This is a genomic window from Aeromicrobium sp. S22, from assembly GCF_009661045.1.
GTDB lineage: Bacteria > Actinomycetota > Actinomycetes > Propionibacteriales > Nocardioidaceae > Aeromicrobium > Aeromicrobium yanjiei.
Genome location: NZ_WJWV01000002.1, coordinates 759,164 through 773,352, shown reverse-complemented (window position 1 = coordinate 773,352; position 14,189 = coordinate 759,164). Strand labels below are relative to the sequence as shown.

Here is a 14,189-nt window from a genome sequence, read left to right as displayed (position 1 = left end):
GCCGTGCCCGAGCTGCCCGAGGTCGAGGTCGTCCGGCGCGGCATCGCCGACCACGTCGTCGGCCGCACCATCACGGGCGTGACGGTCCACGACGTCCGCTCGGTCCGTCGCCACCTCGCGGGCCCGGCCGACTTCCGCCACCGGCTCGAGGGCCGGACGGTCGTCGGCGCCGCCCGCCGCGGCAAGTACCTGTGGATACAGCTCGCAGATCCCGAGGGCGGGGCGAGCGACGCGATCCTGTGCCATCTCGGCATGAGCGGGCAGTTCCTCGTCTCCGACGCGTCCGCGCCCCCGCAGCGGCACCTGCGCATCACGCTGGAGCTCGACGACGGGAATGAGCTCCGCTTCGCCGACCAGCGCATCTTCGGCGGCATGTCGTTCAGCGAGGACGGTGCCGAGCTGCCGCCCGAGATCGCCCACATCGCCCGTGACCCGCTCGACCCGTTGTTCGACCCCGCGGAGTTCGCGGCGCGGATCCGCAGGCGCCAGACCGGCGTCAAGCGCGCGATCCTCGACCAGACCCTCATCTCCGGCGTGGGCAACATCTACGCCGACGAGGCGCTGTGGCGCACACCGCTGCACTACGCCCGCAACACGCGGCACCTGCGCACGCGGGAGATCGAGTCGCTGCTCGGGCACATCGGCGACGTCATGCGTGAGGCGCTTGCGCAGGGTGGCACGTCGTTCGACGCGCTGTACGTCAACGTCAACGGCAACAGCGGCTACTTCGACCGGTCGCTGCAGGCGTACGGACAGGAGGGGCGGCCGTGCCAGCGGTGCGGCACGCCGATCCGCCGTGACCCGTTCATGAACCGGTCGTCGTTCTGGTGCCCGGTGTGCCAGCCGCGTCCGCGCAACGGTCGGTTCTGACTACGCTGGCGACATGAGCATGACCCTGGAGCCCATGGGCGCCGCGCAGTTCGCGTCGTGGATGAACCACGTGATGCAGTGGTACGCGCAGGGCAAGGTCGACGCCGGCAGCTGGCCCGAGGAGGGCGCGTTCGAGCGGGCACGACGTGAGAACGCCGAGCAGCTGCCCGACGGGGTGCAGACCCCCGGCAACCACTTCTTCGTGGGCACGGTGGACGGCAGGGAGGTGGGATTCCTCTGGCTCCACAGCGATCCGGACCAGTCCCCGCCGACGGCGACGATCGAGGCGATCGAGGTCCTCGAGAGCGAGCGCGGGCAGGGCCTCGGACGCGCGCTGCTCGAGGCGGCCGAAGGATGGTGCGCCGACCACAGCATCGCCACGCTGCGCCTGCACGTCTTCGGCCGCAACACCGCGGCGATCAACCTGTACGAGTCGGCCGGCTTCGAGACCACCAACGTCCTGATGGCCAAGACGATCCGATGACCGATCAGCCCTACGGCGACGAGGCGTACGAACGTTTCGTCGACGAGCCGCCGAAACGTTCGGGACGTACGTCGTTCGAGCGCGACCGGGCGCGTGTCGTGCACTCCGCGGCCCTGCGACGGCTGTCGGCCAAGACCCAGGTCATGGGTGCGGGGTTCGACGACTTCGTGCGCAACCGGCTGACGCACTCGCTCGAGGTCGCCCAGGTCGCGCGCGAGCTCGGCAAGTCGCTCGGCTGTGACCCGGACGTCGTGGACTCCGCGGCACTGGCCCACGACCTGGGCCACCCGCCCTTCGGCCACAACGGCGAGGTCGCGCTCGACGAGGCGGCGCAGAGCTGCGGCGGCTTCGAGGGCAACGCCCAGACTCTGCGGATCCTCAGCCGCCTGGAGTCCAAGGCGTTCGGGCCCGACGGTCGCAGCGTCGGGCTCAACCTCACCCGGGCCACGCTCTCGGCGTGCGTGAAGTATCCGTGGCGGCGGGGCGAGGTACCGGAGGCTGCGGGCAAGTTCGGGGTCTACACCGACGACCTGCCCGTGTTCGACTGGCTGCGGGACGGTGCTCCCGCCCGGCGACGGCCGATCGAGGCCCAGGTCATGGACCTGGCCGACGACATCGCGTACTCGGTGCACGACGTCGAGGACGGCGTCGTGGGCGGCTGGTTCGGGCTGCGCGCCGGCGAGCTCGACATCGCGGCGATCCACGCGGTCGCACGGGACTGGTACGACGGGACCGCGACCGACGACCGGCTCGGGGCGGCGCTCGAGCGGCTGCAGGACCTGCCGGAGTGGCCCACCACGAGCTTCGACGGCAGCCGAGCCGAGCGGGCGGTCCTGAAGAGCCTCACGAGCGCCCTGATCGGACGCTTCGCCCACGCGGCCGAGGTCGCGACGGTCGAGGCCTGGGGTGGGGGACCGCTGACCCGCTTCGGTGCCGACCTGGAGGTCCCGGTCGGCACGCGCGACGAGATCACGGTGCTGAAGTCCATCGCAGCGCACTACGTGATGCGCGCGCACGACCGAGCGGGGCCGCTGGGACGCCAGCGCGAGCTGCTGCTGGCCCTCGTCGAGGCGCTCGACAGGTCCGAGGGCCGGGCGCTGGAGGCGGAGTTCGCGCAGGACTTCGCCCGCGCCGAGGACGATGCGGCCCGCCGCCGGGTCGTGATCGACCAGGTCGCGAGCCTCACCGACGTCTCCGCCCGCGCCTGGGGCCTGCGCCTGCTGGGATGAGCGGTCTTGCCGCTGGCGGGCAGGTGGGCGGGGCCGACTAACATTCACCCCATGGCCGGGCGAATCAAGGACGAGGACATCCAGCTCGTCCGCGAACGTACCCGCATCGACGAGGTCGTCGAGCAGTACGTGACCCTCAAGAACGCCGGCGGTGGATCCCGCAAGGGGCTGTGCCCGTTCCACGACGAGAAGTCCCCGTCCTTCAACGTACGGCCGTCGGTGGGCTCCTACCACTGCTTCGGCTGCGGGGCCGGCGGTGACGTCTTCAAGTTCGTGATGGAGCTCGAGGGGCTCAGCTTCGTCGAGACCGTCGAGCGCCTCGCTGCCAAGGCGGGCATCACGCTGCGCTACGAGGAGGGCATCGGTCCGAGCGGACCGCGACGCGACCCCAACCAGCGCAATCGTCTGCTCGAGGCCCACCGCGAGGCGGGCGCCTTCTACGCCGCGGCGCTGCAGTCGTCGCCCGACGCGCAGGCGGGTCGCCAGTTCGTCCAGGACCGCGGCTTCGACCAGGCGGCCGCCGAGATGTTCGGCATGGGGTTCGCGCCGCGCGGGGGAGAGGCGCTGGTCGCCCATCTGCGCGGCAAGGGCTTCTCCGAGGACGAGCTCGTCACCGGAGGGCTCGCCAACCGCGGCACCCGCGGCCTCTACGACAAGTTCCGGGGCCGGCTGCTCTGGCCGATCCGGGAGATGACCGGCGAGATCATCGGCTTCGGCGCGCGTCGCATGTTCGACGACGACCGGGTCGAGGCGAAGTACCTCAACAGCCCCGAGACGCCCATCTACAAGAAGTCCCAGGTCCTCTACGGCATCGACCTGGCCCGCCGCTCGATCTCATCGTCGAGCCAGGCGGTCATCGTCGAGGGCTACACCGACGTCATGGCCTGCCACCTGGCGGGTGTCACGACCGCGGTCGCCACGTGCGGCACCGCGTTCGGCGAGGACCACGCGCGGGTCATGCGCCGGCTCATGCTCGACGACCAGGCCTTCCATGGCGAGGTCATCTTCACCTTCGACGGCGACGAGGCCGGCCAGCGCGCGGCACTCAAGACGTTCAGCGGCGATCAGCAGTTCGTCGCCCAGACGTACGTCGCGGTCGAGCCGCGCGGCATGGACCCGTGCGATCTGCGCCTCGCCGACGGCGATGCGGCCGTACGCGACCTGGTGGCCTCGCGGATCCCGCTGTATCGCTTCGTGCTGGACAACCTGCTCGGCAAGTACGACCTCGACCGCGGCGACCAGCGCGTCGACGCCGTCCGCGAGGCCGTGGGCCTGGCCTCGGCCATCCGTGACAAGTCCAAGGTCGACGCGCTGCTGCGGGAGATCGCCGGACGCGTCGGTACCGACGTCGACCAGGTGCGGGCCGAGCACCGCCGACGTGTCGCGTCCGCGCCCAAGGGCGCCGGTCAGCCAGCGACCCAGGAGGCGCCCACGGACGCGCTGCCGTCGCCCGCCGTCAACTTCGGCCAGCCGCAGTTCGCCGACGAGCGCGAGGCGTTGAAGGCGATCGTCCAGCACCCGCACCTGGCCTCAAGGTTCGCCGACGACATCGACGACAACGACTTCACCCACCCGATCTCCAAGCTGCTCTGGAAGCACATCGAGGCCATGCCGTGGCCGACCGGGCCCAACGCCAACTGGTTGCCGCAGCTGTCCGACTCGGTCCACGACGAGGACGCCAAGCGCATCCTGTCCATCGCGGCGGTCGAGCCGATGCGTGCCCGTGAGGGCAACACCGGCGCGGTCGTGTCGTCGATCCTCATGCGGCTGCAGCTGCTCACGCTGGGGCGCCGGATCGCGGAGATCAAGTCCAAGCTGCAGCGCACCAACCCGATCGACGAGGCGGAGAGCTACAACCGCATGTTCGGCGACCTGATCGCGCTCGAGCAGCAGTTCCGCACCCTGCGTGACCGATCGCTGAGCGGCGACGTCCCCACCTGACGGCGGGCTCTCTCGCGATCCACAGGCGGGTCCTGGCGGGCTGACGGGCACGCGCCGGCGCCGCAGGGTGGTGGCGTGGATCGATTCGTCCGAGAGCTCCTGTCCCTGCCGTCGCTCGACGCCGAGCAGGAACGGGCACTGGCCGTCCGTGCCGGTGAGGGCGATCGCGATGCCCGGGCGGACCTCATCACCGCAGGCCTGCGGCTCGTGGCTCTGCGAGCCTGTCTGCTGGGTCTGACGGGGGAGGACATGCGGGACGCCGTGCAAGCCGGCGCGGTCGGGCTGATCCGCGCGGTCGACCGATTCGATCCCGATCGCGGAGCGCGCCTCGCGACGTACGCCTGGCACTGGATCGGCGCCGAGATGTCGGTCGCCCGCCCACGCGACGTCCCGCTGGGCGAGGTCGATCCGCCGTACGCCGAGCCCGATGTGCTCGGCGACTCCCTGCTGGACGGTCTGTCCGACGACGCGGTGGCCGTGCTGAGCCTGCGGTTCGGGCTCGGCCCCGGCGGCGGCTCGCCGATGCCGAGAATCGCCGTGGCACAGCGCCTGGGGGTGAGTGTGACGAGGATCCGGACGATCGAGGGTGAGGCGATGCGACAACTCCGTGAGGGGCTTGCTAAAGTTGTCGACCGTGCTCCTCTTCAACGAGAAGCCGATCCCCCATAGCTCAATTGGCAGAGCATTCGACTGTTAATCGGAGGGTTCTTGGTTCGAGTCCAAGTGGGGGAGCAGGACCCACGAGACCCCCGCTTCGGCGGGGGTTTCGTCGTTTCCGGCCCCGCCCCGGTGGTCGGTTTCCCACGGGACCGTGGGGTTTCGTCACTTCCCTCGCGTCACAACACGAGGGAAGTGACCAATTCCCACGGGACCGTGGGAAACCGCGAAAGCGGGGCGGGGCGGGTTGGGGTGCGGGGGGTGGGGTAAGCCCTCGGGCACGTCGGCCGGCCGTGGTCGGCGGGATCGGGGGGACCGACATGGGTGACGTGCTGACGGGACCTGCGCGAGGGCTGTTCGACGCCGGTGGACGCGCGTTGGCCGCCGCGTTCGGCGGGCTGGCGCGCGTGCGACCCGCGGCCAAGCCCCTGCACCCACGCGGCCGGCTGTACGACGCTGCGATCGAGCGGCGGGGGATGGACGAGCCCGTCGGGGTCCCGTGGACCGACGAGGCCGGGGTGACGACGGGCCTGGTCCGGCTGTCGCGCGCCGCGGGGCTCCCGTCCGCCCTTCCGGACATCCACGGCATGGCGATCCGCCTGCCCACGGACGGAGGCGGCCACGGCGACCTCCTCCTGGCCACGACGGGCCTCGGCCGCATCACGCGCTACGTGCTCGTCCCCGGTGCGAGGGCGGACCACCGGTCCTACTCGACCCTCATCCCGTACAGGACGCAGGCGGGTCCGCTCAACCTCGCTGCGATGCCTGCTCCCGACGAGGACCGCGCCTTCGATCTCGCCTGTGCCACGACGCGCGGCACGTGGACGGTCTTCGCTCGCATGCAGCTGGCCCAGTCGCCCTCCGAGGACTCGCCGTCGTTCGACCCGGTGCTCAACACCCTCCCGGGCCTTGCCTACTACGACTGGGCGACGCGGTTGCGCGAGAGGTCCTACCGGGCCGCGCGGCACTCCCGGGCGGACCGCTGACTCACTCGCCCCAGGTGAGCCCGAAGACCTCGAACGACGCCGCGTGCGTGGTGCCCAGGCGCGAGCCGGTCGGCCGTGACATGCCCTCGAGGAACTCAGCGGGGTCGAAGTTCTCCCACCCCAGACCCTCGATGTACGCCCGATGGGCCGCGAGGGACTCGACGCCGCGGTCGAACGTCTCGGTGGTGTCGACCGCGTGCGTCGCGTCGGGCGACCCGGCCGCCCACACCTGCCTGACCCCACCCCAGGGCTTGAGGCCCTCGACGAGCTGCTCGGAGAAGATCCACCGGTTGCCCGCGTCGCCGGCCGCGTTGAGAGCAGCCCGGCCGACCGCCATGTGATCGGGCTGGTTGGGCGCCGAGCCGCCCCACGACTCGCGGAAGTTGTTGGTCACGATGATCTCGGGACGGTGCCGCCGCACGACCGCGGTGATCGCGCGGCGCAGCGACACCCCGTACTCCAGCACCCCGTCGGGCAGCCCCAGGAACTCGACGGTCTCGACGCCGACGATCCGCGCGGACTCGATCTGCTCGTCCATCCGCACCTCACGGCACTCGTCCGGCGGCAGGGCGTCGATGCCGGCCTCGCCGCTCGTGACCATGCAGTAGACGACGGTCTTGCCCTGCGCGGTCCATCTCGCGACGGCCGCCGCGGCGCCGAACTCGACATCGTCGGGATGTGCCACGACGACGAGAGCGCGGTCCCAGCTCTCGTCGACGGGTTCGAGGGGTGTGGGCTCCATGTCGATAGGCTAAGCCCGCATTCCCTCGGGGAGGTAGCTCAGCTGGTTAGAGCAGGGGACTCATAATCCCTGGGTCGCGGGTTCGAGCCCCGCCCTCCCTACCGACAGAAAGGCCGGCCATGCGCGATGCGGTGATCTTCGACATGGACGGCACGCTGTGCGACACGAGCAGCATCCAGCATCTCGTGGAGGGCGACGACAAGGACTTCACCGCGTTCCACGCCGCGTCCGCCGACTGTCCTGCGCACGCGGACGTGGTCGAGGCCGCGAGGGCGCAGCATGAGCAAGGCCGTGCCGTGCTGGTCGTGACGTCGCGCGAGTTCATCTGGCGCGACCTGACGCTCGACTGGCTCGTCGCGCACGACGTCCCGTACGACGCGCTCTACATGCGGATCGTGGGCGACTACCGCAAGGACGTCGTGATCAAGTCGGAGATCCTGCAGCGCATCGCGGACGACGGCTACACGGTCCTCGAGGCGTGGGACGACAAGCCTGCGGTCGTCGACCTCTGGCGCGAGCACGACATCGTCGTGCACGTCGTCGGCTGAAGAGCTACAGGCCGAAGGTCGCGCGCTGGTCGACCGGGACCAGGTCGAGGAACGTCGGGTTGTCGCGGATGACCTTGGGCACGAACGGGCAGTAGGGGAGCACACTGCCGCCACGGGCGGCGATCTCCTCGAGCGCGCCGGTGATCAGCCGGCCGCCGATGCCCTGCCCCTCGAACTGCGAGAACACGCGAGTGTGCGGGAGGGCGTACTCGTCGCCGTCCTTGCGGTAGTCGACGAAGCCTGCCAGCTCGCCGTCCACCGTGATCTCGAAGCGGGAATCGCCGGGATTGTCCTGCACGGAGGTCGTCATCGGACACTCTCCTCGGGTGAGATGTTGTCTGCGGACGTGGAAGTACGACACAATGGTCGCAGGTGCACCCAAGACGCTGGGGAAGGCGACACTAGGGAGGCACCGATGAACATGTCTTCGCCGACGATCCCCACGCGGGGAGTGCTGTTTGTGCACTCATCCGCGTCTGCGCTGTGCCCGCACGTCGAGTGGGCGGTGGCCGGAGTGCTGGGCGGTACGCCCGACCTCTCCTGGGTGCCGCAGCCCGTCGAGCCCGGTACGTACCGGGCCGAGCTCTCGTGGCAGGCGCCCGCGGGCACCGCGGCGGCGCTGGCCTCTGCCCTGCGGGGCTGGGAGCAGCTGCGGTACGAGGTCACCGAGGAGCCGACGGCGTCCAGCGAGGGCGCCCGTTACTCCTACACGCCCAAGCTCGGGATCTTCCACGCGATGACCGGCCTCCACGGCGACATCCTCATCCCCGAGGACCGCATCAAGGCGTTCCGGGTGAAGGCCTCGCTCGGCGAGGTCGACATCGAGACCGCGCTCGACGGTCTGCTGGGCGTGGCGTGGGACGCCGAGCTGGAGCCGTTCCGGCACGCCGGCGACGGTGCCCCGGTGCGCTGGCTGCACCAGGTGATCTGACGGGGTCGTACGTCAGCCGATCTCGACCTCGACCGTCGGGGTCGACAGGCCGGTGACGACGTTCTTGATCCTGAACTCGCGCCCGCCCGTGCGGGAGGTGTAGAGCTCGGCCTTGAACTCGCCGCCGTCGCGGGTCTTGGTCTGGATCGGGAAGTCGTCCCAGTCCTGGTCCTCGCCGACGTCGCGCACCTCGACCTGGAGGGTCTGTCCCGCGTCGCTGTCGGGGAACTCTCCGGTCAGGAAGAAGCGCTCGCCCGGCGACACCTGCGTGCTGGACGCCTCGATGGACGGCTTGGGCGCCTCCTCGGGGGACTTCGGCTTGGGCGCGGGCTTGGGCTTGGCGGCCTTGGTGGGCTCGGGGGTCGTCGGCGCCGCGATGGGCGGCAGGTCGACCCCGCCGATGCCGCTGGCGCTGACGAGCGCAGCCCCCCCGAGGCCCAGCACACTGCCGATGACCAGTCCGGTCAGCGCGAATCGCGTGGCGAACCAGGCGGGGTTGCCACGGCGCTCGCGCTCGTCAGGGGTCACGTCTCATACCTCGTTGCTCGCGGTGGAGTGGTCGCCACGGACGACGGCACGCGCGGTGCGTCGGCGGGCGGTTGGGAACCATCATGCCGGACCACGGCGTCGATCGCGTCCTGCACCGTGACCATCGAGTCGATCGTGTCGTCGGACAGGTAGACGTCGAACCGGCGTCCCAGCTCCTCACCCACCTCGACGAGGGTCAGGGAGTCGGTGCCGAGGTTCGCAAGGACTGCGCCGGGCCTCACCTCACGTGCGTGGCAGCCCACCGCGCCGACGAGGATGTCGGTCAGCTGGTCTTGGACTGCGGACGACGACGGCACCAGGCCAGTCTACCGGCGGGGTGCGACGGGTCACGTCCCCGTGGAGATCGTTCGTCGTACCCCCAGCGCCGCCCAGACCTAGACTGGATCGATGGAGAGCATCGAGGACGTGCAGCACGTCGTGGTGCACGGCCACCGCCGGGCGTACCGCATGTGCGGCTCCGGCCCGGCCCTCCTCCTGGTGCACGGCCTGGCCTGTGACTCCTCGACCTGGCTCGAGGTCATGCCCATGCTGGCCGAACGCTTCACGGTGATCGCACCCGATCTGCTCGGGCACGGCCAGTCCGACAAGCCGGACGCCGACTACTCCCTCGGCGGCTACGCCAACGGCATGCGTGACCTGCTGACGGTGCTGGGCATCGACAAGGTCACGGTCGTGGGCCACAGCTTCGGGGGAGGGGTCGCGATGCAGTTCGCGTACCAGTTCCCCGACCGCACCGAGCGGGTCGTCCTGGTGGCGACCGGCGGGCTCGGCAAGGAGGTCACGCCGCTCATCCGCTTCCTCACGGTCCCGGGCAGCGGGCTCGCGATCGGCGCGGCCACGAGCAGCCCGCTACGTCCTGTCGTGAGCGCGGCGATGCGTACGCTCGCGCGTCTGCCGGTCCGCGCGACCCGCGACCTCGGCGAGGTCGCCACCATCTACGAGGCCCTCGCCGATCCGGCCCAGCGGCGGGCGGTGCAGCGGGTCACCAGCCACGTGCTCAACTGGCACGGCCAGTCCGTCACGATGACGGACCGCAGCTATCTGGCCCGGCTCATGCCCGTGCTCGTGATCTGGGGGCGCGACGACGTGGTCATCCCCGCCTCGCACGCGGACCTCGCGCCCACCCAGGTCTCCGACGTCCACGTGCTCGAGGACTCCGGGCACTTCCCGCACAAGGACCACCCCGAGAAGGTCGCCCGCCTCGTGACGGAGTTCGTCGCCAGCACAGAGCCGGCCCACTACCACCGCGGACGGTGGAGGGCGCTGCTGCGCCGCGGTGGCGAGTACGAGCTGGAGAGCGTCACGCCGTCGGCTTGACGGTGGCCGCCTCGGACGCGTCCGCGGCCTCGGACTCGAGCTGCGGCGACTCGTCGTCGATGTGCGCCGTCGCTGCCCGTTTGCGTTTCTGCCGTCGGGTGTTGCCGGTGACCAGCGCGCCGATGTAGACCGCGAGGGCGCCGATGACCAGACCGCCGATGTCGTCGGCGATGTAGTGCCAGCCGAGGTACAGCGTGGCCAGGATCGTGAAGCCGAGGTAGATCCACGCGGTGTAGCGGACCGCGCGGGCGATGCCCGCGAAGTGCAGGAACAGTGCGAGGGTGAAGACGACCGAGACGTGCAGCGAGGCGAAGCCCGCGATGCCGTAGATCTTGTCGCCCTGCGGGTCCTCCTTGAAGCCGAACGCGCCACGCAGCAAGGACATCTGCAGCTGGGTCGCCCCGTTGTCGGGGAGATCGGCGAATCGCTGAGGCTCGTAGAACGCCGGACCGAGGGTGGGCAGCGAGTAGTAGCTGACGACTCCGAGGACCCAGTTGAGGCTGACGGCTGTCGCGTACCAGGCGCCGACCGTGAAGTCGCGGTGCAGCACGAGGACCGCGCCGACCGTGATCGGCACGATCGGCAGGTACAGCACGTACAGGATGGCAAGCACCTGTGCGGTGATCGTCGTGCCCAGCAGATCGTGCAGCACCGTGGCCGGGTTGTTGCCGAAGAACATCCAGTGGTCGAGCTCGAGCAGCTCCCGGTCGTGCAGGGTGTCGCCCGCGAGAAGCGGGAGATAGCTCTTCAGGTTCCGGTAGCTGACGTAGCAGATGTAGAACGAGATCATGCCCGTCGCGACGTACAGCACGCGGCGCATGCTCCACTCGTCACGGACGATCGTGGCGACCCCGCGGAACGCGTTCTTGAACCCGTAGCGATAGATCGACTGGGGCACGATCGCGACGCCGAAGATCAACAGACCGATCAGCGGCAGCCGGATGTAGGCGGGCCCGAGGAACCCCTCGGGGTCCTTCAGACCCACGTCCAGGTGCTGCGAGTAGTAGATGGTCACGACGCCGACCAGGAGGGACAGGCAGAACGCGAACGCGTACGGCCAGCGGAGGAACGCAGCAGGCCAACGGAGCATGGACGTCATCTTAAACGCCCATGCTGAGAGCCTGCTGCGAACCCCGGTGTCAGGCGTCGCCTCCCACCTGCTGAACCCCTGCGACCGCAGTCGGGTCGTCGATGCGGAATGTGGCGAAGGCCTCACGAACCGTCTCCGACGGGATCGAACCCTGCTGAGCCAGGCTCTGCAGGACGCCCACCACGATCGACTCGGCGTCGACCTGGAACGTCCGTCGTGCGGCCGCGCGGGTGTCGGCGAAGCCGAAACCGTCGGTGCCGAGCGACTGCCACGGTCCGGGGACCCAGCGGGCGATCTGGTCGGGCACCGCGCGCATGTAGTCGCTGACCGCAACCGTGACCGCGGAGGTGTCCATGAGTCGGGACGTGATGTACGGCACGCGGCTGTACTCGCCCGGGTGGTTGAGGTTCCACTTCTCGGCGGCGACAGCGTCGCGCGCCAGCTCGTTCCACGAGGTCACCGACCAGACGTCGGCGGCGACGCCGAACTGCGAGGCGAGGATCTCCTGGGCCTTCAGCGCCCACGGCACCGCGACGCCGGACGCCATGATGCGCGCCGTGACGTTGCCCTCGGTCGCCTTCTTGTAGACGTACGCACCCTTGAGCATGCCCTCGACGTCCACGCCCTCGGGCTCGGCGGGCTGGTTGAACGCCTCGTTGTAGACCGTGAGGTAGTAGATGATGTCCTCGCCGTGCGGGTGCGCGTCGGTCGAGCCGTACATCCGCTCGAGGCCGGCCTTGACGATGTGGCTGATCTCGAAGCTGAACGCCGGGTCGTAGTGCACGACCGCGGGGTTGGTCTGCGCGATGAGCGGCGAGTGACCGTCCGCGTGCTGCAGACCCTCACCCGTCAGCGTCGTACGTCCCGCGGTGGCGCCGATGAGGAAGCCACGCGCGAGCTGGTCGGCCATCGCCCAGATCGAGTCGGCGGTCCGCTGGAAGCCGAACATCGAGTAGAAGAGGTAGACCGGGATCATCGGCTCGCCGTGCGTGGAGTACGCGCTGCCGGCCGCGATCGTCGACGCCATCGCGCCGGCCTCGCTGATGCCCTCGTGCAGCAGCTGACCCTGGGCGGACTCCTTGTACGCCAGGAGCAGCTTGCGGTCGACCGACTCGTACGTCTGGCCGGCCGGGTTGTAGATCTTGGCCGACGGGAACATCGAGTCCATGCCGAACGTGCGGTACTCGTCGGGCGCGATCGGGACGATGCGACGTCCGATCTCCGGATCCTTCATGAGGTCACGGAGCAGGCGGACGAACGCCATCGTGGTGGCGATCTGCTGCTTGCCCGAGCCCTTCTTGAGCTCCTCGTAGACCGACGGGTCGGGCAGCTTGACCGACGTCGGGTTGACGATGCGCTGGGGCAGACCGCCGCCGAGAGCCTCCCGGCGGGCCTTCATGTACTGGATCTCCTCGGAGTCCTCGCCCGGGTGGTAGAACGGCGCGATGTCGCTGCCGTCGATCTGCTCGTCCGTGACGGGGATGTTGAGGCGGTCGCGGAAGCCCTTGAGGTCGTCCTTGGTGAGCTTCTTCATCTGGTGGGTCGCGTTGCGGCCCGCGAACGACTCGAGGAGCCAGCCCTTGATGGTGTGGGCGAGGATCACGGTCGGCTGGCCGGTGTGCTTCTGCGCGGCCTCGAACGCGGCGTAGACCTTGCGGTAGTCGTGACCGCCGCGGGGGAGACGCTCGATGTCCTCGTCGCTGAGGTGCTCCACGATCTTGCGCAGGCGCGGGTCGGGACCGAAGAAGTTCTCCCGGTTGTAGGCGCCGGTCTCGACCGAGAGGGTCTGGAACTCGCCGTCGGGCGTGCGGTTCATCTGGTTGACGAGCACGCCGTCGGTGTCACGGGCGAGCAGGTCGTCCCACTCACGTCCCCAGACGACCTTGATGACGTTCCAGCCGGCTCCGCGGAACGTCGACTCCAGCTCCTGGATGATCTTGCCGTTGCCGCGGACGGGTCCGTCGAGCTGCTGCAGGTTGCAGTTGACCACGAAGGTCAGGTTGTCGAGCTCTTCACGAGCCGCCACGCCGATCGCACCGAGCGACTCGACCTCGCCCATCTCGCCGTCGCCGAGGAACGCCCAGACGTGCTGCTGGCTCGTGTCCTTGATGCCGCGGTTGTGCAGGTAGCGGTTGAAGCGCGCCTGGTAGATCGCGTTGATCGCACCGAGGCCCATCGAGACCGTGGGGAACTCCCAGTAGTCCGACATGAGGCGCGGGTGCGGGTACGACGACAGGCCCTTGCCGACGCCGTGCGAGCGCTCCTGGCGGAAGCGGTCGAGGGTCTCCTCGTCGAAGCGACCCTCCAGGAACGAACGCGCGTAGATGCCGGGCGCGGCGTGACCCTGGAAGTAGATCTGGTCGCCACCACCGGGGTGGTTCTTGCCCCGGAAGAAGTGGTTGAAGCCGACCTCGTACAGGCTCGCTGCCGACTGGTACGACGCGATGTGACCGCCTACGCCGAGGCCGGGACGGTTGGCGCGCGAGACCATGACGGCCGCATTCCACCGGATGAACGCGCGGATGCGGCGCTCGATCGCCTCGTTGCCCGGGAACCACGGCTCACGCTCGGGCGGGATGGTGTTGATGAAGTCGGTGCTCCGCAGCGCGGGCACCCCGACGTTCTGCTCACGTGCTCGCTCAAGCAGCTTCAGCATCACGTAGCGGGCACGACTCCGTCCGCGGCTGTCGACCATCTCGTCGAGGGAGCTGAGCCACTCAGCGGTCTCGTCGGGGTCGATGTCAGGCAGTTGGGTCGGGAGACCCTCGTGGATGACGGTCGGACGTTCCTGGCCGGATTGCGGCATGTTCTCTCCCAGATGTCTTATGGACGTGTCCATCATTCC

Annotated in this window: 15 protein-coding genes and 2 tRNA genes; 11 read left to right on the top strand and 6 right to left on the bottom strand. The window is 69.6% G+C overall.

What is annotated here, in order from left to right:
• The first annotated feature begins 3 nt into the window (after positions 1–3).
• The 7 genes from mutM to GEV27_RS12355 all read left to right on the top strand — a co-directional run bounded on the left by mutM (position 4) and on the right by GEV27_RS12355 (position 6,167).
• A complete protein-coding gene (gene mutM / locus GEV27_RS12385) occupies positions 4–870 on the top strand; it encodes a bifunctional DNA-formamidopyrimidine glycosylase/DNA-(apurinic or apyrimidinic site) lyase (protein WP_309222217.1) in 867 nt (288 codons plus the stop codon).
• 13 nt (positions 871–883) lie between these two features.
• Complete coding sequence (locus tag GEV27_RS12380; protein WP_153911573.1) at positions 884–1,354, top strand: GNAT family N-acetyltransferase; 471 nt, start codon at positions 884–886, stop codon at positions 1,352–1,354.
• Positions 1,351–2,583 (top strand): deoxyguanosinetriphosphate triphosphohydrolase, encoded by a 1,233-nt coding sequence (locus GEV27_RS12375; protein WP_153911572.1) that lies wholly within the window; start codon positions 1,351–1,353, stop codon positions 2,581–2,583. Before GEV27_RS12380 ends, GEV27_RS12375 begins: the two co-directional genes overlap by 4 nt.
• Before the next feature lie 51 nt (positions 2,584–2,634).
• On the top strand, positions 2,635–4,524 hold the full coding sequence (dnaG, locus tag GEV27_RS12370; RefSeq protein WP_153911571.1) for a DNA primase: 1,890 nt from the start codon (positions 2,635–2,637) through the stop codon (positions 4,522–4,524).
• A gap of 75 nt (positions 4,525–4,599) precedes the next feature.
• The gene (locus tag GEV27_RS12365) at positions 4,600–5,193 is read left to right on the top strand and encodes a sigma factor (RefSeq protein ID WP_153911570.1); all 594 of its coding nucleotides are present in this window, start codon (positions 4,600–4,602) and stop codon (positions 5,191–5,193) included.
• Positions 5,184–5,256: transfer RNA gene (locus GEV27_RS12360), tRNA-Asn, on the top strand. The genes GEV27_RS12365 and GEV27_RS12360 overlap by 10 nt, the downstream gene beginning before the upstream one ends.
• Positions 5,257–5,501: 245 nt before the next feature.
• Positions 5,502–6,167: a hypothetical protein gene (locus GEV27_RS12355; RefSeq protein WP_153934505.1), complete on the top strand. Its 666-nt coding sequence runs from the start codon at positions 5,502–5,504 to the stop codon at positions 6,165–6,167.
• Between the two features lies 1 nt (position 6,168).
• Here GEV27_RS12355 and GEV27_RS12350 read toward each other — a convergent pair whose 3' ends face one another.
• The gene (locus GEV27_RS12350) at positions 6,169–6,909 is read right to left on the bottom strand and encodes a PIG-L deacetylase family protein (protein WP_153911568.1); all 741 of its coding nucleotides are present in this window, start codon (positions 6,907–6,909) and stop codon (positions 6,169–6,171) included.
• Positions 6,910–6,936: 27 nt separating this feature from the next.
• On the opposite strand from GEV27_RS12350, the gene GEV27_RS12345 reads away from it, so the two are divergent.
• Positions 6,937–7,010 (top strand) — tRNA-Met (locus GEV27_RS12345).
• 18 nt (positions 7,011–7,028) lie between these two features.
• Positions 7,029–7,457 carry an HAD family acid phosphatase gene (locus GEV27_RS12340; RefSeq protein WP_153934503.1) on the top strand — a complete coding sequence of 143 codons (429 nt, stop codon included), beginning with the start codon at positions 7,029–7,031 and terminating at the stop codon, positions 7,455–7,457.
• Between the two features lie 4 nt (positions 7,458–7,461).
• Here the strand turns inward: GEV27_RS12340 and GEV27_RS12335 are convergent, their stop codons facing one another.
• Positions 7,462–7,767: a GNAT family N-acetyltransferase gene (locus tag GEV27_RS12335; RefSeq protein ID WP_153652236.1), complete on the bottom strand. Its 306-nt coding sequence runs from the start codon at positions 7,765–7,767 to the stop codon at positions 7,462–7,464.
• A gap of 126 nt (positions 7,768–7,893) precedes the next feature.
• On the opposite strand from GEV27_RS12335, the gene GEV27_RS12330 reads away from it, so the two are divergent.
• Positions 7,894–8,388, top strand: coding sequence for a DUF3145 domain-containing protein (locus GEV27_RS12330; RefSeq protein WP_194840018.1), 495 nt, complete (start codon positions 7,894–7,896; stop codon positions 8,386–8,388).
• A gap of 12 nt (positions 8,389–8,400) precedes the next feature.
• On the opposite strand, the gene GEV27_RS12325 is transcribed toward GEV27_RS12330, so the two are convergent.
• Entirely contained in the window at positions 8,401–8,916 is a 516-nt protein-coding gene (locus tag GEV27_RS12325; RefSeq protein WP_153652237.1) for a hypothetical protein, read from the bottom strand.
• Positions 8,913–9,233, bottom strand: coding sequence for an acyl carrier protein (locus GEV27_RS12320; RefSeq protein ID WP_194944193.1), 321 nt, complete (start codon positions 9,231–9,233; stop codon positions 8,913–8,915). The genes GEV27_RS12325 and GEV27_RS12320 overlap by 4 nt, the downstream gene beginning before the upstream one ends.
• 91 nt (positions 9,234–9,324) lie before the next feature.
• Between GEV27_RS12320 and GEV27_RS12315 the strand changes: the two genes are divergently transcribed.
• Entirely contained in the window at positions 9,325–10,254 is a 930-nt protein-coding gene (locus GEV27_RS12315; RefSeq protein WP_153934500.1) for an alpha/beta fold hydrolase, read from the top strand.
• Here GEV27_RS12315 and GEV27_RS12310 read toward each other — a convergent pair.
• Positions 10,238–11,344: a phosphatase PAP2 family protein gene (locus GEV27_RS12310; RefSeq protein ID WP_153911564.1), complete on the bottom strand. Its 1,107-nt coding sequence runs from the start codon at positions 11,342–11,344 to the stop codon at positions 10,238–10,240. The two genes, GEV27_RS12315 and GEV27_RS12310, sit on opposite strands and share 17 nt — an antisense overlap.
• Positions 11,345–11,393: 49 nt before the next feature.
• Positions 11,394–14,150: a pyruvate dehydrogenase (acetyl-transferring), homodimeric type gene (gene aceE, locus GEV27_RS12305; RefSeq protein ID WP_153652241.1), complete on the bottom strand. Its 2,757-nt coding sequence runs from the start codon at positions 14,148–14,150 to the stop codon at positions 11,394–11,396.
• Positions 14,151–14,189: the final 39 nt, after the last annotated feature.